This window comes from Pantoea sp. B65, assembly GCF_047308185.1.
Lineage (GTDB): Bacteria > Pseudomonadota > Gammaproteobacteria > Enterobacterales > Enterobacteriaceae > Erwinia.
Map to the genome: position 1 here is coordinate 220,093 of NZ_JAHXPU010000023.1, position 20,182 is coordinate 240,274.

Below are 20,182 nucleotides of genomic sequence, written 5' to 3' on the forward strand. Positions count from 1 at the left end.
AACCACGGACTCAATGAGAGCCGCGACCAAAACGCTTAAATTGAAACGACAGGAAGATCAGGCCAGCTTTGTAAGCTGGCGTTTTGCGTTGCTGTGCGGTTGTATTTTACTGGCGCTGGTGGGTTTGCTGCTGCGCGTGGCTTATCTGCAGGTGATTAACCCGGACAAACTGGTGCGTGAAGGCGATATGCGTTCACTGCGCGTACAGGCGATCCCCACTTCGCGCGGCATGATTAGCGACCGCGCCGGGCGTCCGCTGGCGGTCAGCGTTCCGGTCAACGCTATCTGGGCCGATCCAAAAGAGTTAAATGAACATGGCGGCATCAGCCTCGACAGCCGCTGGAAAGCGCTGTCTGATGCGCTCTCTATTCCCCTCGATCAACTGGCGGCGCGGGTTAATGCCAACCCGAAAGGGCGCTTTGTCTATCTCGCGCGTCAGATCAATCCGGCGATTGGCGACTACATCAAAAAACTGAAGCTCCCGGGCATCTATCTGCGCGAAGAGTCACGCCGTTACTATCCGGCGGGGCAGGTGACCTCGCATCTGATTGGCTTTACCAATATCGATGGTCAGGGCATTGAAGGGGTGGAGAAGAGCTTCGACAAGTGGCTCACCGGCCAGCCTGGCGAACGTACCGTGCGTAAAGACCGCTTTGGCCGGGTGATTGAAGATATCTCCTCGGTCGATAGTCAGGCGGCGCATAACCTCGCACTGAGTATCGATGAGCGTCTGCAGGCGCTGGTTTACCGCGAACTGAATAACGCCGTGGCATTTAACAAAGCGGAATCCGGCACGGCGGTACTGGTGGACGTCACGACCGGCGAAGTACTGGCGATGGCCAATAGCCCGGCATATAACCCGAATAACCTGAGCGGAACGCCGAAGGATGTGATGCGTAACCGTGCGATCACCGACATCTTCGAACCCGGTTCCACGGTGAAGCCGATGGTGGTGATGACCGCGTTGCAGCGCGGCGTGGTGAAAGAAAATAGCGTACTGAATACTGTCCCGTATCGCATTAACGGCCATGAAATTAAGGACGTTGCGCGCTACAGCGAACTGACCCTGACCGGGGTCTTGCAGAAATCGAGTAACGTCGGCGTTTCCAAGCTGGCGTTAGCGATGCCGTCCTCAGCGTTAGTGGATACTTACGCACGCTTTGGACTGGGAAAGGCGACCAATTTGGGATTGGTCGGAGAAAGCAGTGGCTTATATCCTCAAAAACAACGGTGGTCTGACATAGAGAGGGCCACCTTCTCTTTCGGCTACGGGCTAATGGTAACGCCGTTACAGTTAGCGCGAGTCTACGCAACCATTGGCAGCTATGGCATTGCCCGCCCGCTGTCGATTACCAAAGTTGATCCGCCAGTCTCTGGCGAGCGTGTCTTCCCGGAAGATCTGGTGAAGACCGTGGTGCATATGATGGAAAGCGTCGCCCTGCCGGGCGGCGGCGGGGTAAAAGCCGCCATTAAAGGCTATCGCATTGCGATTAAGACCGGTACTGCGAAGAAAGTCGGTCCGGATGGTAGCTACGTGAATAAATACATTGCTTATACCGCAGGCGTTGCGCCTGCCAGCCATCCTCGTTTTGCCCTGGTGGTGGTGATTAACGATCCACAGGCCGGGAAATATTATGGTGGTGCGGTATCCGCACCGGTGTTTGGCGCCATCATGGGCGGCGTATTACGCACCATGAACGTTGAGCCGGATGCGTTACCGACCAGCGACAAAAACGACGTGGTAATTAACAAGAATGAGGGAACAGGTGACAGATCGTAATTTGCGCGACCTACTGGCTCCGTGGGTGCCTGGCGCACCGGAGCGACCGCTTCGTGAAATGACACTGGATAGCCGCCAGGCGGCATCCGGCGATCTGTTTGTGGCGATTGCAGGCCATCAGGCCGACGGGCGACGTTTTATTCCGCAGGCGATTGCGCAGGGGGTGGCGGCAGTGATTGCCGAAGCCGAAGGCGTCGCGGCCGATGGTGATATCAGCGAAATGCACGGCGTACCGGTGATTTATCTTTCGCAGCTGCCGCAGCGTCTGTCGGCGCTGGCCGGACGTTTTTATCAGCAACCGGGCGAACAACTGCGCCTGATTGGCGTCACCGGCACCAACGGTAAGACCACCACTACCCAGCTGTTGGCGCAGTGGGCCACCCTGCTGGGCGAGACCGGCGCGGTGATGGGTACCGTCGGTAATGGTTTGTATGGCCAGCTGATTGCGGCGGAAAACACCACCGGTTCGGCGGTGGATGTGCAGCACGTTTTACATGCGCTGGTGAAGCAGGGCGCGACGCTGGCGGCGATGGAAGTCTCTTCGCACGGTCTGGTGCAGCATCGTGTTGCGGCGCTGCCGTTTGCCGCCGCCGCCTTTACCAATCTCAGCCGCGATCATCTCGACTATCACGGTGATATGACGCGCTATGAAGCCGCTAAGTGGCTGTTGTTTTCTGAGCATCAGGTTGGTCAGATCATTATCAATGCCGACGATGAAGTCGGTTTCCGCTGGTTACAAAGTCTGCCGGATGCGGTGGCGGTCACCATGGAAAATAACCTGCAGCCCGGTTGCCGCGGCCGCTGGTTAAAAGCCACGGATGTGGTGTACCACGATAACGGCGCGACGGTGCGCTTTGAATCCAGCTGGGGTAACGGTGAAATTGACAGCCGCCTGATGGGGGCGTTTAACGTCAGTAACCTGCTGGTGGCGCTGGCAACGTTACTGGCGCTGGATTATCCGCTGGCATCGCTGATTGCCAGCGGTAATCAGTTGCTGCCGGTCTGTGGCCGCATGGAAGTATTTAACGCCCCGGCGAAACCGACGGTGGTGGTGGATTATGCCCATACCCCGGATGCGCTGGAGAAAGCGCTGGAAGCGGCACGCCTGCACTGTAAAGGCCAGCTGTGGTGCGTCTTCGGTTGCGGCGGCGATCGCGACAAAGGTAAGCGTCCGTTGATGGGGGCCATTGCCGAGCAGTTCGCCGATGTGGTGGTGATCACGGATGATAACCCACGCAGCGAAGAGCCGGCGGCGATTGTTGCAGATATTCTTACCGGCCTGCTTGACGCCGGTCGCGCCCGGGTGGTCCACGGACGTGCGCAAGCGGTCACTAACGCCGTAATGCAGGCGCAGCCTGATGATTTAGTTCTGGTGGCCGGTAAAGGTCATGAAGATTATCAGCTGGTCGGCAACCGCCGCCTTGATTACTCCGATCGCGTGACGGTCGCCCGTCTGCTGGGAGTGGTGGCATGATTGCGCTGTCATTAGAGCAGTTGGCGGCTGTCACCGGCGGCAAGCTGGTGGGCGGCGATCTGACGATTGCTGCGGTGACCACCGATACCCGTAAGGTTACCGCCGGGGTGCTGTTTATTGCCCTGCAGGGTGAACGTTTTGATGCCCATGATTTTGTCGGCGATGCGATTGCCAGCGGCGCCTCTGCATTATTGGTAAGTAAGCACTTACCAGTGGCGGTGCCGCAGGTGGTGGTGAAAGACACGCGCCTGGCGCTCGGCCAGCTGGCTGCCTGGGTGCGTCAGCAGAGCAGCGCGCGCGTGGTGGCGTTAACCGGTTCGTCCGGGAAAACCTCGGTGAAAGAGATGACCGCCGCCATCCTGCGCGTTTGCGGTGAAACCCTCTATACCGCCGGTAATCTGAATAATGATATCGGCGTGCCGCTGACGCTGCTGCGTCTGACCGCCGGGCATCAGTATGCGGTAATTGAACTGGGCGCCAACCACCAGGGGGAGATTGCTTACACCACCGATTTGACCCGGCCGGAAAGCGCGCTGGTAAATAATCTCGCGGCGGCCCATCTGGAAGGTTTTGGTTCCCTCGCGGGAGTGGCGCAAGCCAAAGGCGAAATTTTCAACGGTCTGCCGGCAAACGGCACCGCGATTATCAATGCTGACAGCCATGACTGGCCGCACTGGCAGAATCATCTGCAGCATAAAACCGTCTGGCGCTTTTCACCTGAACCACAGCCGGACAGCGATTTCTGGGCCAGCGATATCCGTTTCGCCACTCAGGGCACCTGCTTCACTCTGAACACCCCGGCCGGCGCGGTTGACGTTACGCTGCCGCTGCCTGGCCGCCACAATATCGCTAACGCCCTGGCGGCGGCGGCGCTGGCCCTGTCGGTTGATGCGCCGCTGAGCGCCATTCAGCAGGGTTTAGCCACGCTGCAGGCGGTGCCGGGGCGTTTATTCCCGATTGTGCTTAACCGCCAGCAACTGCTGCTTGATGACAGCTATAACGCCAATGTCGGTTCGATGACCGCCGCGGCGCAGGTGCTGGCAGAGATGCCCGGCTATCGCGTGATGGTGGTCGGCGATATGGCTGAACTGGGCGCAGAAGCGGCGGAGTGCCATCGCGAAGTCGGCGAAGCGGCGCGTCTGGCGGGGATTGATAAAGTATTGAGTGTCGGTTCGCTAAGTAAAGGCATCAGCGATGCCAGCGGTGTGGGCGAACACTTCCAGCAAAAAGCAGCGCTGACTGAACGTTTATTGACGCTGCTGTCGGAACATCAAGAGATGACTATTTTAGTTAAAGGTTCTCGTAGTGCCGCCATGGAGCAGGTAGTACAGAGCTTACAGGAGAAAGGAACATGTTAGTCTGGCTGGCCGAACATCTGGTCGCTTTTTATTCCGGCTTTAACGTCTTTTCCTATCTGACGTTTCGCGCCATTGTCAGCCTGCTGACCGCACTGTTTCTTTCGCTGTGGATGGGGCCGCATCTGATTGCGTGGCTGCAAAAATTACAGATTGGTCAGGTTGTTCGTAACGACGGTCCTGAGTCGCACTTTAGTAAACGTGGTACGCCAACCATGGGCGGCATTATGATCCTCACCTCAATCACCATTTCGGTGCTGATGTGGGCCTATCCGTCGAACCCTTACGTCTGGTGCGTGCTGTTTGTGCTGGTGGGCTATGGCATTGTCGGTTTTGTTGATGATTACCGCAAAGTGGTGCGTAAAGACACCAAAGGACTGATCGCCCGCTGGAAGTATTTCTGGCAGTCGGTGATTGCCCTGGCAGTGGCTTTCGTTATGTATGCCATCGGCAAAGACACCCCGGCCACTGAGCTGGTGGTGCCGTTCTTTAAAGACATTATGCCGCAGTTGGGGCTGCTCTATCTGCTGCTGGCCTATTTCGTGATTGTCGGCACCAGTAATGCCGTCAACCTGACCGATGGTCTCGACGGCCTGGCGATTATGCCAACGGTATTTGTGGCGGCAGGCTTTGCGCTGGTGGCCTGGGCGACCGGTAACGTGAATTTCGCCGCCTACTTACATATTCCTTATCTGCGGCATGCGGGTGAGCTGGTGATTGTCTGTACGGCAATTGTGGGCGCCGGGTTGGGTTTCTTATGGTTCAACACCTATCCGGCGCAGGTATTTATGGGTGATGTCGGTTCACTGGCGCTGGGCGGCGCGCTTGGCACTATCGCCGTGCTGCTGCGTCAGGAGTTTCTGCTGGTGATTATGGGCGGCGTGTTCGTGGTGGAAACGCTGTCGGTGATCCTGCAGGTTGGATCGTTCAAGCTGCGCGGACAACGTATTTTCCGCATGGCGCCGATTCATCATCACTATGAATTGAAGGGCTGGCCGGAACCGCGCGTGATCGTGCGCTTCTGGATTATTTCGCTGATGCTGGTGCTGATTGGCCTGGCAACGCTGAAGGTACGTTAATCATGGCAGACTATCAGGGTAAAAAAGTTGTCATCATCGGCCTCGGTCTGACCGGGCTTTCCTGTGTTGATTTCTTTTTAGCGCAGGGCGTTACGCCCCGCGTAATGGATACCCGACTGTCGCCGCCGGGCCTCGACAAGCTGCCGGAAGCGGTGGAACGCCATTTAGGTTCACTGGATGACAGCTGGCTGCAGAGCGCCGACCTGATTATCGCCAGCCCGGGTATCGCGCTGGCGCATCCTTCGCTGCTGGATGCCGCGGCAAAGGGCGTAGAGATTATTGGCGATATCGAGCTGTTTTGTCGCGAAGCGAAAGCGCCGATTGTGGCGATTACCGGCTCTAACGGCAAAAGCACCGTTACCACGCTGGTGGGAGCGATGGCGCAGGCGGCAGGCTGGACCGTGGGGGTTGGCGGTAATATCGGCCTGCCGGCGCTGACCCTGCTGCAGAATCCGCCTCAGCTGTATGTGCTGGAGCTTTCCAGTTTTCAGCTGGAGACCACGTACAGCCTGAAAGCGGCGGCGGCCACCATCCTCAATGTCACTGAGGACCATATGGATCGCTACCCACTCGGTTTGCAGCAGTATCGTGCCGCCAAGTTAAAGATTTATGAACACGCGGAAGTGTGTGTCGTCAATGCGGATGATGCGCTGACCATGCCGGTACGCGGCGCCGATAAGCGCTGCATCAGCTTTGGCGTTGATGTCGGCGACTATCACCTGAATCGTCAGCAGGGCAGTATCTGGCTGCGGGTTAACGGCGAAAAAGTGCTGAATACCGCGGAGATGACGCTGGTCGGACAGCATAACTATACCAATGCGCTGGCCGCGCTGGCGCTGGCCGATGCCGTCGGTCTGCCGCGCGCCACCAGCCTGCAGGCGCTGACCACCTTTAGTGGCCTCGCGCACCGTTTTCAGCTGGTGTATGAGCACAATGGCGTGCGCTGGATTAATGATTCCAAAGCCACCAATGTCGGCAGCACCGAAGCGGCGCTGAATGGCCTGAAGGTGAAAGGCACGCTGTGGCTGCTACTGGGTGGCGACGGTAAATCGGCGGATTTCAGCCCGCTGGCGCGCTACCTGCAGGGCGATAACGTGCGCATTTACTGCTTCGGGCGCGACGGGGCGGAACTGGCCGCTTTACGTCCGGAGATTGCGGTACAGACCGGGACCATGCAGCAGGCGATGACGCAAATTGCCGCGCAAGTGCAGCCGGGCGATATGGTGCTGTTGTCGCCAGCCTGCGCCAGCCTCGATCAGTTCCGCAACTTTGAACAGCGCGGCGACTATTTCGCGCAACTGGCAAAGGAACTGGGCTGATGCGTTTTCCGGGGCTGAGTCTGGCCGGTGGCATCACCCAACGCCTGAAAGAGTGGGTGATGGGCGCGCGTGAAAACGATGCGACATCAATGGTGTTGTATGACCGCACTCTGCTGTGGCTGACCTTTGGTCTGGCGATTATTGGTTTTGTGATGGTGACCTCGGCTTCCATGCCGGTGGGTCAGCGTTTGTCGAATGATCCGTTCTTTTTCGCCAAACGTGATGCGTTCTATCTGGTGCTGGCGTTTGTGATGGCGCTGGTTACCCTGCGGGTGCCAATGGATGTCTGGCAGCGCTACAGCAATATTATGCTGCTGGCCTCGGTGGTGATGCTGCTGATTGTGCTGGTGGTGGGCAGTTCGGTAAACGGCGCCTCGCGCTGGATTGCCCTCGGACCGCTGCGTATTCAGCCGGCGGAGCTGTCGAAGTTGTCGCTGTTCTGCTATCTCGCCAGCTATCTGGTGCGCAAAGTGGAAGAGGTGCGTAACAACTTCTGGGGCTTCTGCAAACCGATGGGGGTGATGGTGGTGCTGGCGGTGTTACTGCTGGCGCAGCCGGACCTCGGTACCGTGGTGGTGCTGTTTGTCACCACTCTGGCGATGTTGTTCCTCGCCGGGGCGAAATTATGGCAATTTCTGGCGATTATCGGCTCGGGGATCTTCGCTGTTTGCCTGCTGATTGTGGCTGAACCCTATCGTATGCGCCGCGTGACCTCTTTCTGGGATCCGTGGGAGGATCCATTCGGTAGTGGTTACCAGTTAACCCAGTCTTTGATGGCCTTTGGCCGTGGCGAATTCTGGGGGCAGGGACTGGGTAATTCGGTGCAAAAGCTGGAGTATTTACCTGAGGCGCATACTGACTTCATTTTCTCGATTATCGGGGAAGAACTGGGTTATATCGGTGTGGTTTTAGCCCTGTTAATGGTATTCTTCGTCGCTTTTCGGGCGATGTCGATTGGTCGTCGCGCCTTAGAGCTTGACCAGCGTTTTTCCGGTTTTCTGGCCTGTTCGATTGGCGTCTGGTTCAGCTTTCAGGCGCTGGTTAACGTCGGCGCTGCAGCCGGTATGTTGCCGACCAAAGGTCTGACGTTGCCGCTGATCAGTTACGGTGGTTCCAGTCTGATTATTATGTCGACGGCCATCGTCCTGTTGTTGCGTATTGATTATGAAACGCGTCTGGCAAAAGCCCAGGCGTTTACACGAGGTGGTCGATGAGTGGTAAGCGACTGATGGTGATGGCTGGCGGAACCGGTGGACATGTTTTTCCCGGGCTGGCGGTAGCGCACCATCTGATGGCGCAAGGCTGGCAGGTGCGCTGGCTGGGCACCGCTGATCGCATGGAAGCGGATTTAGTACCGAAGAACGGTATTGAAATTGATTTTATTCGCATCTCTGGCCTGCGGGGCAAAGGGGTGAAAGCGCTGCTGCTGGCGCCGATGCGTATTTTCTGCGCATGGCGCCAGGCGCGCGCCATTATGCAGGCTTACCGGCCGGATGTGGTGCTGGGGATGGGCGGTTATGTCTCTGGCCCTGGCGGTCTGGCGGCGTGGAGTTGCGGGATTCCGGTGGTGCTGCATGAGCAGAACGGGATTGCCGGCCTGACCAACAAGTGGCTGGCGAAAATTGCCAGCAAAGTGCTGCAGGCATTTCCCGGGGCGTTCCCGACTGCCGATGTGGTGGGCAACCCGGTGCGTACCGACGTGCTGGCGCTGGCGCTGCCGCAACAGCGTTTAGCCGGGCGTGAAGGGCCGGTGCGCGTATTAGTGATCGGCGGTAGCCAGGGCGCGCGGGTGCTGAACCAGACGCTGCCGCAAGTGGCGGTGATACTGGGCGACAGCATCAGCTTATGGCATCAGACCGGGAAGGGCGCATTAGCGACGGTGGTGCAGGCCTATCAGCAGGTCGGGCAGACGCAGCATAAGGTCACCGAGTTTATCGATGATATGGCTGCAGCCTACGCCTGGGCGGATGTGGTGGTGTGCCGTTCCGGCGCGCTGACCGTCAGCGAAGTGGCGGCGGCAGGTTTACCGGCGATTTTTGTGCCGTTTCAGCATAAAGATCGTCAGCAGTACTGGAATGCGCTGCCGCTGGAGCAGGCGGGCGCGGCCAAAATTTTCGAACAGCCGCAGTTTACTGCGGAGGTGGTAGCAACCACGCTGGCAGGCTGGGATCGCCCGGTACTGCAGCAGATGGCGGTAAAGGCACGAGCGGTGTCGATTCCGGATGCTACCGAGCGGGTTGCTGAAGCGGTGAGCGCGGCAGCACGTAAATAAATAATCCAGGTGCGGCAGTGATGCCGCCCGTTGGGCCGGATTAATCCGGCCCGTAATGGGGCGAATTTATTCGCCCCGGTACTGGCAGGCAGAAGAGATGAATACACAACAATTAGCGAAACTGCGTTTAATCGTGCCCGAGATGCGTCGCGTCCGGCACATTCACTTTGTCGGCATCGGTGGTGCCGGCATGGGCGGTATTGCTGAAGTGTTGGCTAACGAAGGCTATGAGATTAGCGGTTCGGATTTAGCACCCAACCCGGTGACTCAGCATCTGACGACGCTGGGCGCGACGGTCTATTTTAACCATCGCCCGGAGAACGTCAGCGGCGCCAGCGTGGTGGTGGTGTCGACGGCGGTATCTCAGGATAACCCGGAGATCGTCGCCGCGCGTGAAGCGCGTATCCCGGTTATTCGCCGTGCTGAGATGCTGGCTGAGCTGATGCGTTTTCGCCACGGCATCGCCGTGGCCGGTACCCATGGCAAAACCACCACTACGGCGATGGTTTCCAGTATTTATGCCGAGGGTGGACTGGATCCGACCTTTGTCAACGGTGGTCTGGTGAAAGCCGCGGGGACCCATGCGCGTCTCGGCAGCAGCCGTTATCTGATTGCGGAAGCGGATGAGAGCGACGCGTCGTTCCTGCATTTGCAACCGATGGTGGCGATTGTCACCAACATTGAAGCCGACCATATGGATACGTACCAGGGCGACTTTGAGAATTTAAAGCAGACGTTTATTAATTTTCTGCACAACCTGCCATTTTACGGCCGTGCGGTGATGTGTATTGATGATGTGGTGATCCGCGATCTGCTGCCGCGGGTCGGGCGTCAGATTACCACTTACGGTTTCAGCGATGACGCCGATGTGCGCATCGAGAACTACCAGCAGCTGGGCGCGCAGGGGCACTTTACTCTGGTTCGTCAGGATAAGCCGCTGATGAAGGTAACGCTGAACGCCCCTGGCCGTCATAACGCGCTGAATGCGGCGGCGGCGGTGGCGGTGGCGACGGAAGAAGGGATTGAGGATGAGGATATCCTCAGCGCGCTGGAGAGCTTCCAGGGTACCGGACGCCGTTTCGACTTTCTCGGCGAATATCCGCTGGCGCCGGTGAACGGTATGGCGGGCAGCGCGATGCTGGTGGACGATTATGGCCATCATCCGACGGAAGTGGATGCCACGATCAAGGCGGCGCGCGCAGGCTGGCCGGATAAAAAGCTGGTGATGATATTTCAGCCGCACCGTTATACCCGTACCCGCGACCTGTATGACGATTTTGCCAATGTGTTGTCGCAGGTTGATGTATTGCTGATGCTGGATGTCTATCCGGCGGGTGAGTCACCGATCCCGGGCGCCGACAGTCGTTCACTGTGCCGTACCATTCGCGGACGCGGCAAAGTGGATCCGATCCTGGTATCGGATCATGACGCGGTGCTGGAGATGCTGATCCCCGGCTTGTCAGGTAACGATTTGATCCTGGTACAGGGCGCCGGTAACGTCGGCAAGATCGCCCGCAAGCTGGCCGAGCAGCAGTTACAACCACTGGTCACCAATGGAGATGATCATCATGGCTGAGAAAGTCGCCGTATTGCTGGGTGGAACTTCCGCAGAACGTGATGTGTCGTTGCTGTCCGGCAATGCCGTGCTGGCAGGTCTGAGAGAGGCGGGAATTAATGCCCATGCGGTTGATACCCGTGATTTTCCGCCGACGCGCCTGAAAGAGGAGGGCTTTGATAAAGCCTTTATCGCATTACATGGTCGCGGCGGCGAAGACGGTACGCTGCAGGCGCTACTGGAATTTATTGCGCTGCCTTATACCGGCAGCGGCGTGATGGCTTCGGCGATCACCATGGACAAGATGCGCACCAAACTGCTGTGGCAGGGGGCCGGTCTGCCGGTCGCGCCATGGGTGGTGATTAACCGCCAGCAGATGAGTGACGGCATTAGCGCGGAGCAGAATGCGCGTATCGCCGCGCTGGGTTTGCCGCTGTTCGTTAAGCCCAGCTGCGAAGGCTCCAGCGTCGGTATTTCGCGTGTCGATCGCGCGGCCGATCTGATGGCGGCGCTGGAAGAGGCTTTTCGTCACGATAATGAAGTGCTGATTGAGCAGTTTTTAAGTGGTGCTGAGTACACTATCGGCATTGTTGGCGATGAAATTTTGCCTTCAATCCGGATTAAACCGGCCAGCGACTTCTATGACTATCAAGCTAAGTATATTTCTGACGATACTGAGTATTTCTGTCCCAGCGGGTTAAGCGCCGATCGTGAGGCGGAGCTGAGTCAAATCGTTATCGACGCCTGGCGTGCACTGGGTTGCAGCGGCTGGGGACGAGTGGATGTGATGATGGACAGCGACGGCGATTTTTGTCTGCTGGAAGTGAATACGTCGCCGGGGATGACCAGCCATAGTCTGGTGCCGATGGCGGCGAAACAGGCGGGGATGACTTTCCCGCAACTGGTCGCGCGTATTCTGGAGCTGGCGGACTGATATGTCCCAGGCGGCTCTGAATGTACGTAACCGGGAAGCGCAGGAGAAGGCGCGCGCCGGGCGCAGTAATGGTTCGCGCCTCGCGGGAATTATCTTCCTGCTGATGGTGATCGGCACGATGGCCTTTGGTGGCCTGGTAGTACTGAAGTGGATGAATGATGCGTCGCGCTTACCGCTGTCGACGCTGGTGGTGACCGGGAAAACCCACTACACCACCAATGACGATATCCGTCAGGCAATTCTGGCGCTGGGTTCACCGGGCACATTTATGTCGCAGGATGTGAACATTATTCAGCAGCAGATTGAGCGCCTGCCGTGGATCCAACAGGTAAGCGTGCGTAAGCAGTGGCCGGATGAATTAAAGATTCATCTGGTGGAATATGTGCCGGTAGCGCGCTGGAATGATCTGCATATGGTTGATGCAGAAGGGAAATCATTTAGCGTACCGGCAACTCATAGCGGTAAAGAAGAGATGCCGATGCTGTATGGCCCCGAGGGCAGCGAGCAGGAAGTGCTGAACGGCTATCGCGAGATGAGCCAGACGCTGGCGGCAGGTAAGTTTAAGTTGAAGATGGCAGCAATGACGGCACGTCGTTCATGGCAGCTGGTGACGGAAGATGATGTCCGCATCGAACTTGGCCGCAACGATGATATGAAGCGTTTGAAGCGTTTTATGGAGCTCTATCCTTCTCTGCAACAGCAGGCCACGGCGGAGAATAAACGCGTTAGCTACGTTGATCTGCGTTATGACTCTGGCGCGGCAGTAGGATGGGCACCGGCATTTATTGAGCCGCAGGACAGTAATCAGCAACAGAATCAGGCACAGGTTAAACAATAATGATCAAGTCGACGGACAGAAAACTGGTAGTTGGACTCGAGATTGGCACCGCGAAGGTTGCCGCTTTAGTAGGGGAAGTTCTGCCCGATGGCATGGTCAATATTATCGGGGTCGGTAGCTGTCCGTCCCGCGGGATGGATAAAGGCGGTGTAAACGATCTGGAATCGGTAGTGAAATGCGTTCAGCGCGCTATCGACCAGGCGGAACTGATGGCGGATTGCCAGATTTCTTCGGTTTACCTCGCATTATCGGGTAAACACATCAGTTGCCAGAATGAAATCGGGATGGTTCCGATTTCCGAAGAGGAAGTGACCCAGGAAGATGTAGAGAACGTGGTACATACCGCCAAATCGGTCCGCGTTCGTGATGAGCACCGTATCCTGCATGTTATTCCTCAAGAGTATGCCATCGACTATCAGGAAGGGATCAAAAATCCGGTCGGGTTATCCGGGGTGCGTATGCAGGCCAAAGTGCATCTGATCACCTGCCACAACGATATGGCTAAAAACATTGTGAAAGCCGTGGAACGTTGTGGACTGAAAGTCGATCAACTGATTTTCGCCGGTCTGGCATCAAGCTTTGCGGTGCTGACCGAAGATGAGCGCGAACTGGGTGTCTGCGTGGTCGATATTGGCGGCGGCACCATGGATATCGCGGTATATACCGGCGGCGCGTTGCGTCATACCAAAGTGATCCCGTATGCCGGGAACGTGGTAACCAGCGATATCGCCTACGCTTTTGGCACGCCGCCAACGGATGCCGAAGCGATTAAAGTTCGTCATGGCTGTGCGCTGGGCTCCATTGTGGGCAAAGACGAAAACGTCGAAGTACCGAGCGTCGGTGGACGTCCGCCAAGAAGTTTGCAGCGACAGACGCTGGCTGAGGTCATTGAACCGCGCTACACCGAACTGCTGAATCTGGTTAATGAAGAGATTCTGCAGTTGCAGGAACAGCTGCGTCAGCAGGGGGTTAAACACCACCTGGCGGCAGGCATTGTTCTTACCGGCGGTGCTGCACAAATTGAAGGGCTGGCTGCCTGTGCTCAGCGTGTATTCCACACGCAGGTGCGTATTGGGCAGCCGCTGAATATCACCGGATTAACGGATTACGCGCAGGAGCCGTACTACTCAACGGCGGTGGGCTTACTGCACTATGGAAAAGAGTCGCACCTGAACGGTGAGGCTGATGTTGAAAAAAGAGCCTCGGTCGGCAACTGGTTTAAACGCATCAATAGCTGGCTGAGAAAAGAGTTTTAATGTTTAGAAAAGGGGATCAAGCTGGCACTTTTTTGTGGTCCCCAGGCGACAGGCACATAACGGAGAGAAATTATGTTTGAACCTATGGAATTAACCAATGACGCGGTGATTAAAGTCATCGGCGTCGGCGGTGGCGGCGGCAACGCTGTAGAGCATATGGTGCGTGAACGCATCGAAGGCGTGGAGTTCTTCGCGGTTAACACCGACGCCCAGGCGTTGCGTAAAACTGCGGTCGGTCAGACCATCCAGATCGGTAATGGTATTACCAAAGGTCTGGGCGCGGGTGCTAACCCGGAAGTGGGCCGTAACTCCGCTGAGGAAGATCGCGAAGCACTGCGTTCAGCACTGGAAGGTGCCGACATGGTGTTTATCGCCGCTGGCATGGGTGGCGGTACCGGTACCGGCGCCGCGCCTGTGGTGGCCGAAGTGGCAAAAGAGTTGGGTATCCTGACGGTTGCTGTGGTAACCAAGCCTTTTAATTTTGAAGGCAAAAAGCGCATGGCGTTCGCCGAGCAGGGTATCGCGGAGCTGTCCAAGCACGTTGACTCACTGATCACCATTCCTAACGACAAATTGCTGAAAGTGCTGGGTCGTGGTATCTCTCTGCTGGATGCTTTCGGTGCGGCAAACGACGTACTGAAAGGTGCGGTGCAGGGTATCGCCGAGCTGATCACCCGTCCGGGTCTGATGAACGTCGACTTCGCAGACGTGCGTACCGTGATGTCTGAAATGGGTTATGCCATGATGGGCTCCGGCGTGGCCTGTGGTGAAGACCGTGCGGAAGAAGCGGCAGAAATGGCGATCTCCAGCCCACTGCTGGAAGATATCGACCTGTCTGGCGCCCGCGGCGTGCTGGTTAACATCACGGCTGGCTTTGACCTGCGTCTGGATGAGTTCGAAACGGTGGGTAACACCATTCGTGCGTTCGCCTCCGACAATGCCACTGTGGTGATCGGTACCTCACTGGATCCGGAAATGAATGACGAACTGCGCGTGACCGTAGTTGCGACCGGTATCGGCATGGACAAACGTCCGGAAATTACGCTGGTGACCAGCAAGCAATCCAGCCAGCCAGTGATGGATCATCGCTACCAGCAGCACGGTATGGCTCCACTGCCTCAGGAGCAGAAACCGGCCGCGAAAGTGGTGAACGATCAAGGCGCACCGACCAGCAAAGAGCCCGACTATCTGGATATTCCGGCCTTCCTGCGTAAGCAGGCGGACTAGGATTTACCCGATAATTGGGTTACTCCGCTCTTTGTGCTAAAATCTTCGTCCGCTGGTGATATACACTGGCGGTCGGATGAGTAATTTTGCGAGATAATGCGATGATCAAACAACGGACATTAAAACGTATTGTTCAGGCGACTGGTGTCGGGTTACATACCGGCAAGAAAGTCACACTGACGTTACGCCCTGCGCCGGCTAATACCGGGGTCATCTATCGTCGCACTGACTTGAATCCACCGGTCGATTTCCCGGCTGATGCCAAATCCGTGCGTGATACTATGCTCTCTACTTGCCTGGTAAATGAGCATGGCGTGCGTATTTCCACAGTCGAACACCTGAACGCAGCACTTTCCGGTCTGGGTATTGATAACATTGTGGTTGAAGTCGATGCGCCTGAAATCCCGATTATGGACGGCAGCGCAGCACCCTTTGTTTATCTGCTGATGGACGCCGGTATTGAAGAGCTGAACAGCGCGAAAAAATTTGTTCGCATCAAACAACCAGTCCGGGTTGAAGATGGCGACAAATGGGCTGAAATCAAGCCATTCAATGGTTTTTCGCTGGACTTTACCATCGATTTTAACCATCCGGCGATTGATTCCAGCGCTCAACGTTACTGCATGAATTTCTCATCAGAAGCGTTTACGCGTCAGATCAGCCGTGCACGTACTTTCGGCTTTATGCGTGAAATCGAGTATCTGCAGTCCAAAGGTCTGTGCCTTGGCGGCAGCTTCGACTGTGCAATCGTGGTGGATGATTACCGCGTATTGAACGAAGACGGTTTACGCTTTGAAGACGAATTTGTCCGTCACAAAATGCTTGATGCGATCGGTGACCTGTTTATGTGTGGCCATAATATCATTGGTGCGTTTACCGCATTCAAATCAGGCCATGCATTAAATAATAAACTGCTGCAGGCGGTAATGGCGAAACAGGAAGCCTGGGAATGGGCAACGTTTGAAGACGATGCTGAACTTCCGCTGGCATTCAAGGCACCAAATCTGGTTCTGGCATAAGTCAAAACCGGACTATATAACGACTGGTTGAGCTGGTACTCTCTCCGGCCAGTGAGACCAGTCGTTCTGTTATTCTGCGCGCTCCGCACTCTACTGACCTCTCGCTTTTGTTGCGTTTATTTGCTGCTTTACCAGGCAAATAACCAGACTTTTCCCCTGCCTGAGAGATTTCTCCTGATGTCGGCGGCCACTAATAATGGTAATATTTGCCCTCATAAAAACAGGTAACTGCTGCACAACGCCAGTTACCGGTTCAGCAAACAGACTTTTTAATAATCCTTGCGACCCGGTGAGCACTGATCCCGGGCGTGGTGGCGGAATAAAGTGATCGGCATCCTTAATCGTTGGCGACAATTTGGCAGACGTTACTTCTGGCCGCATCTCCTGTTGGGGATGGTCGCGGCAAGTCTTGGCCTGCCTGCCGCACACGCCAGCGAACAAAACAGCCTGCCGGAAGCCTCCTCCAGTAGCCTGACTATCGGCAATGTGGTGCGTTTTGACAGCCTGGCGCTGTTGCAGGGCAGCGCCCGTCGGCCGAACTTTAATGTCGACTACTGGCATCAGCATGCGATCCGCACGGTTATTCGCCACCTCTCTTTTACCTTAACGCCGACCCACCTGCCCAGTGTTGAGCAGGCGTTGCCGCTCGAAGTCCAGAAACTCGCGCTGCTCGACACCCTTAATGCGCTGTTGACCCACGAGTCTCGTCCCCCGGTTATTACCCGCGACACTTCACGCCACACAAATGCGGCGCGTACGCCGCACCAGACAGGATTGTGGCTGGCTCAGGTTCAGGGCATCCGCGCCGGACCTGTTACTCTCGCCTGAAATAGTCAGAGCACAGCTCTACACACCTTTTATAAGAACGCTGTAGGCCGCTAATGTGGCTGGAGAGAAGTATTTATTATGTTGACGAAAATTTTAACCAAAGTCTTTGGTAGCCGTAACGATCGTACGTTGCGTCGCATGCGTAAATCCGTTGAGCTGATCAATAAGATGGAGCCGGATTTCGCTAAGCTCTCTGACGATGAGCTGAAAGCGAAAACCGACGAATTCCGCGCGCGCCTGGCAAAAGGCGAATCGGTGGAGAGCCTGATCCCGGAAGCTTTCGCCACGGTGCGTGAAGCCAGTAAACGTGTATTTAGCATGCGCCACTTCGACGTGCAGCTGCTGGGCGGGATGGTACTGAATGACCGGTGTATCGCTGAAATGCGCACCGGTGAAGGTAAAACGCTGACGGCAACGCTGCCTGCTTATCTCAATGCGTTAAGCGGCAAGGGCGTGCACGTGGTGACCGTCAACGATTATCTGGCCCAGCGTGACGCCGAGAATAACCGTCCGCTGTTTGAGTTCCTTGGCCTGAGCATTGGCATTAACCTGCCAAATATGCCGGCGCCCGCCAAGCGTGCGGCCTATGCCGCTGATATCACCTACGGTACCAACAACGAATACGGTTTTGACTACCTGCGTGACAATATGGCGTTCAGCCCGGAAGAGCGTGTGCAGCGTAAACTGCACTATGCCCTGGTGGATGAGGTGGACTCGATTCTGATCGATGAAGCGCGTACTCCGCTGATCATCTCCGGCCCGGCTGAAGACAGCTCCGAGATGTATATCAAAGTTAATAAAATCATCCCGCACCTGATCCGTCAGGAAAAAGAAGATTCCGACACCTTCCAGGGGGAAGGCCACTTCTCGGTAGATGAGAAAGCGCGTCAGGTGCATCTGACCGAGCGCGGGCTGGTGAATATCGAAGAGTTGCTGGTCAGCCACGGTATTATGGATGAGGGCGAATCACTCTACTCGCCAACCAATATTATGCTGATGCACCACGTGACTGCCGCCCTGCGTGCGCACGTGCTGTTTGCCCGCGATGTGGATTACATTGTCAAAGATGGCGAAGTGATCATCGTTGATGAACACACCGGCCGTACCATGCAGGGGCGTCGCTGGTCTGATGGTCTGCATCAGGCGGTTGAAGCCAAAGAAGGCGTGGACATCCAGAACGAAAACCAGACGCTGGCGTCGATCACTTTCCAGAACTACTTCCGTCTGTATGAAAAACTGGCCGGTATGACCGGTACCGCCGACACCGAAGCCTTTGAATTCAGCTCGATCTACAAGCTGGATACCATTGTGGTGCCGACTAACCGTCCGATGGTGCGTAAAGATCTGCCGGATCTGGTCTATATGACCGAGCAGGAGAAGATCGATGCGATTATCGAAGATATCCGCGAACGCTCCGCTAACGGCCAGCCCATTCTGGTGGGTACCATCTCGATTGAAAAATCCGAGGTGGTTTCGCATGCGCTGGAACGCGCGGGGATTAAACACAACGTACTGAACGCCAAGTTCCATGCCCGCGAAGCCGAGATCGTGGCGCAGGCCGGCCAGCCGGGTGCCGTTACTATTGCCACCAACATGGCCGGTCGTGGTACCGATATCGTGCTGGGCGGCAGCTGGCAGGCAGAAATCGCCGACCTGGCGGAACCGACCGCGGAGCAGATTGAGGCAATTAAAGCAGCATGGAATATTCGCCATGAAGCGGTGCTGGCCTCCGGTGGTCTGCATATCATCGGTACTGAACGTCACGAATCGCGTCGTATTGATAACCAGCTGCGTGGCCGTTCCGGTCGTCAGGGTGACCAGGGTTCATCGCGCTTCTACCTGTCGATGGAAGATGCGCTGATGCGTATTTTCGCTTCTGACCGCGTGTCTAATATGATGCGTAAACTGGGGATGAAGCCGGGCGAAGCGATCGAGCATCCATGGGTGACCAAAGCGATTGCCAATGCGCAGCGCAAAGTGGAAAGCCGCAACTTTGATATTCGTAAGCAGCTGCTGGAATATGATGACGTAGCCAACGATCAGCGTCGCGCGATTTACTCGCAGCGTAACGAACTGCTGGACGTGTCTGATGTTAGCGAAACCATTCACAGCATCCGTGACGATGTGTTTAAAACCACCATCGATTCCTATATCCCGCCGCAGTCGCTGGAAGAGATGTGGGATGTCGCCGGTCTGGAAGAGCGTCTGAGAAGCGACTTCGATCTGGATATGCCAATCGCCGAGTGGCTCGACAAAGAGCCAGAGCTGCATGAAGAGACGCTGCGTGAGCGCATTATGGAGCAGGGGAAAGCGGTTTACCTGGCGAAAGAAGAGGTGGTTGGCGCTGAAATGATGCGCAATTTCGAGAAAGGGGTAATGTTGCAGACCCTCGACTCGCTGTGGAAAGAGCATCTGGCGGCAATGGACTACCTGCGTCAGGGTATCCACCTGCGTGGTTACGCGCAGAAAGATCCTAAGCAGGAGTACAAACGTGAATCTTTCGCCATGTTCGCGACTATGCTGGAATCACTGAAATATGAAGTGATCAGCACCCTGTGCAAAGTGCAGGTGCGGATGCCGGAAGAGGTTGAAGCGATGGAAGAGCAGCGTCGTCTGGATGCAGAACGCCTGCAGCAGCAGCAACAGCTGAGCCACGTTGATTCCGATACCGAAGCGGCAGTATCGCTGGCCGCTCAGACCGGTGAACGCAAAGTGGGGCGTAACGATCCTTGCCCATGCGGTTCCGGCAAAAAATATAAACAGTGCCATGGTCGTTTAGCCTGACAGATGCCAGCGGGCGGCATTAATGCCGCCCTTGTTAATGGAGCCGAATAATGAAACACCTGCAAGTCGCAGTTGGCATCATTCGTAATGCCAGCATGGAGATTTTTCTCGCACAGCGTTCCGCCAGCTCTTATATGGCAAATATGTGGGAATTTCCCGGCGGTAAAATTGAAAGCGGTGAAAGTGCCGCCGAGGCATTAAAGCGGGAATTGCTGGAAGAGACCGGCATTGAGGTGACGGCGGCTGAGCCTTTTGATACCGCTGATCATACTTATGAGGATTTACGCGTCACGCTGCACTTTTTTATCGTGACAAGCTGGAATGGCGAACCCTGGGGCCGGGAAGGGCAGCCGATGCGCTGGGTGCCGCAGGCACAGCTGATCGCGGCGGAATTTCCGCCTGCCAATATTCCGATTGTCGCCCGTCTGCTGGCTGAAGTTAGCGCCTGATAATGTTGCGGGC

At 56.3% G+C, this 20,182-nt stretch carries 16 protein-coding genes; all 16 read left to right on the plus strand.

Annotated elements, in window-relative coordinates:
- The first annotated feature begins 13 nt into the window (after window positions 1-13).
- On the plus strand, window positions 14-1,780 hold the full coding sequence (locus JWF83_RS11025; RefSeq protein ID WP_413650247.1) for a peptidoglycan glycosyltransferase FtsI: 1,767 nt from the start codon (window positions 14-16) through the stop codon (window positions 1,778-1,780).
- Window positions 1,767-3,254 (plus strand): UDP-N-acetylmuramoyl-L-alanyl-D-glutamate--2,6-diaminopimelate ligase, encoded by a 1,488-nt coding sequence (gene murE / locus JWF83_RS11030; protein WP_413650248.1) that lies wholly within the window; start codon window positions 1,767-1,769, stop codon window positions 3,252-3,254. The genes JWF83_RS11025 and murE overlap by 14 nt, the downstream gene beginning before the upstream one ends.
- The gene (gene murF / locus JWF83_RS11035; protein ID WP_413650249.1) at window positions 3,251-4,612 is read left to right on the plus strand and encodes a UDP-N-acetylmuramoyl-tripeptide--D-alanyl-D-alanine ligase; all 1,362 of its coding nucleotides are present in this window, start codon (window positions 3,251-3,253) and stop codon (window positions 4,610-4,612) included. Before murE ends, murF begins: the two co-directional genes overlap by 4 nt.
- Window positions 4,606-5,688 carry a phospho-N-acetylmuramoyl-pentapeptide-transferase gene (gene mraY, locus JWF83_RS11040; protein ID WP_413650250.1) on the plus strand — a complete coding sequence of 361 codons (1,083 nt, stop codon included), beginning with the start codon at window positions 4,606-4,608 and terminating at the stop codon, window positions 5,686-5,688. Before murF ends, mraY begins: the two co-directional genes overlap by 7 nt.
- 2 nt (window positions 5,689-5,690) lie before the next feature.
- Window positions 5,691-7,007: a UDP-N-acetylmuramoyl-L-alanine--D-glutamate ligase gene (murD, locus tag JWF83_RS11045; RefSeq protein WP_413650251.1), complete on the plus strand. Its 1,317-nt coding sequence runs from the start codon at window positions 5,691-5,693 to the stop codon at window positions 7,005-7,007.
- Complete coding sequence (gene ftsW / locus JWF83_RS11050; protein ID WP_413650252.1) at window positions 7,007-8,221, plus strand: cell division protein FtsW; 1,215 nt, start codon at window positions 7,007-7,009, stop codon at window positions 8,219-8,221. Before murD ends, ftsW begins: the two co-directional genes overlap by 1 nt.
- Window positions 8,218-9,279, plus strand: coding sequence for an undecaprenyldiphospho-muramoylpentapeptide beta-N-acetylglucosaminyltransferase (gene murG / locus JWF83_RS11055; protein WP_413650253.1), 1,062 nt, complete (start codon window positions 8,218-8,220; stop codon window positions 9,277-9,279). Before ftsW ends, murG begins: the two co-directional genes overlap by 4 nt.
- A 97-nt stretch (window positions 9,280-9,376) precedes the next feature.
- Entirely contained in the window at window positions 9,377-10,855 is a 1,479-nt protein-coding gene (murC, locus tag JWF83_RS11060; protein ID WP_413650254.1) for a UDP-N-acetylmuramate--L-alanine ligase, read from the plus strand.
- Window positions 10,848-11,768, plus strand: a complete 921-nt coding sequence (locus JWF83_RS11065) for a D-alanine--D-alanine ligase (protein WP_413650255.1) — start codon at window positions 10,848-10,850, stop codon at window positions 11,766-11,768. Before murC ends, JWF83_RS11065 begins: the two co-directional genes overlap by 8 nt.
- Before the next feature lies 1 nt (window position 11,769).
- Complete coding sequence (gene ftsQ / locus JWF83_RS11070) at window positions 11,770-12,606, plus strand: cell division protein FtsQ (RefSeq protein WP_413650256.1); 837 nt, start codon at window positions 11,770-11,772, stop codon at window positions 12,604-12,606.
- Window positions 12,606-13,862 carry a cell division protein FtsA gene (gene ftsA / locus JWF83_RS11075; protein ID WP_413650257.1) on the plus strand — a complete coding sequence of 419 codons (1,257 nt, stop codon included), beginning with the start codon at window positions 12,606-12,608 and terminating at the stop codon, window positions 13,860-13,862. Before ftsQ ends, ftsA begins: the two co-directional genes overlap by 1 nt.
- 72 nt (window positions 13,863-13,934) lie before the next feature.
- Window positions 13,935-15,089, plus strand: coding sequence for a cell division protein FtsZ (gene ftsZ / locus JWF83_RS11080; RefSeq protein WP_413650258.1), 1,155 nt, complete (start codon window positions 13,935-13,937; stop codon window positions 15,087-15,089).
- Between the two features lie 101 nt (window positions 15,090-15,190).
- Window positions 15,191-16,108 (plus strand): UDP-3-O-acyl-N-acetylglucosamine deacetylase, encoded by a 918-nt coding sequence (gene lpxC, locus JWF83_RS11085; protein ID WP_413650259.1) that lies wholly within the window; start codon window positions 15,191-15,193, stop codon window positions 16,106-16,108.
- Between the two features lie 324 nt (window positions 16,109-16,432).
- On the plus strand, window positions 16,433-16,936 hold the full coding sequence (gene secM, locus JWF83_RS11090; RefSeq protein ID WP_413650260.1) for a secA translation cis-regulator SecM: 504 nt from the start codon (window positions 16,433-16,435) through the stop codon (window positions 16,934-16,936).
- Window positions 16,937-17,014: 78 nt separating this feature from the next.
- Window positions 17,015-19,720: a preprotein translocase subunit SecA gene (gene secA, locus JWF83_RS11095; protein ID WP_413650261.1), complete on the plus strand. Its 2,706-nt coding sequence runs from the start codon at window positions 17,015-17,017 to the stop codon at window positions 19,718-19,720.
- Window positions 19,721-19,770: 50 nt separating this feature from the next.
- Window positions 19,771-20,169: an 8-oxo-dGTP diphosphatase MutT gene (gene mutT, locus JWF83_RS11100; RefSeq protein ID WP_413650262.1), complete on the plus strand. Its 399-nt coding sequence runs from the start codon at window positions 19,771-19,773 to the stop codon at window positions 20,167-20,169.
- Window positions 20,170-20,182 lie beyond the last annotated feature (13 nt).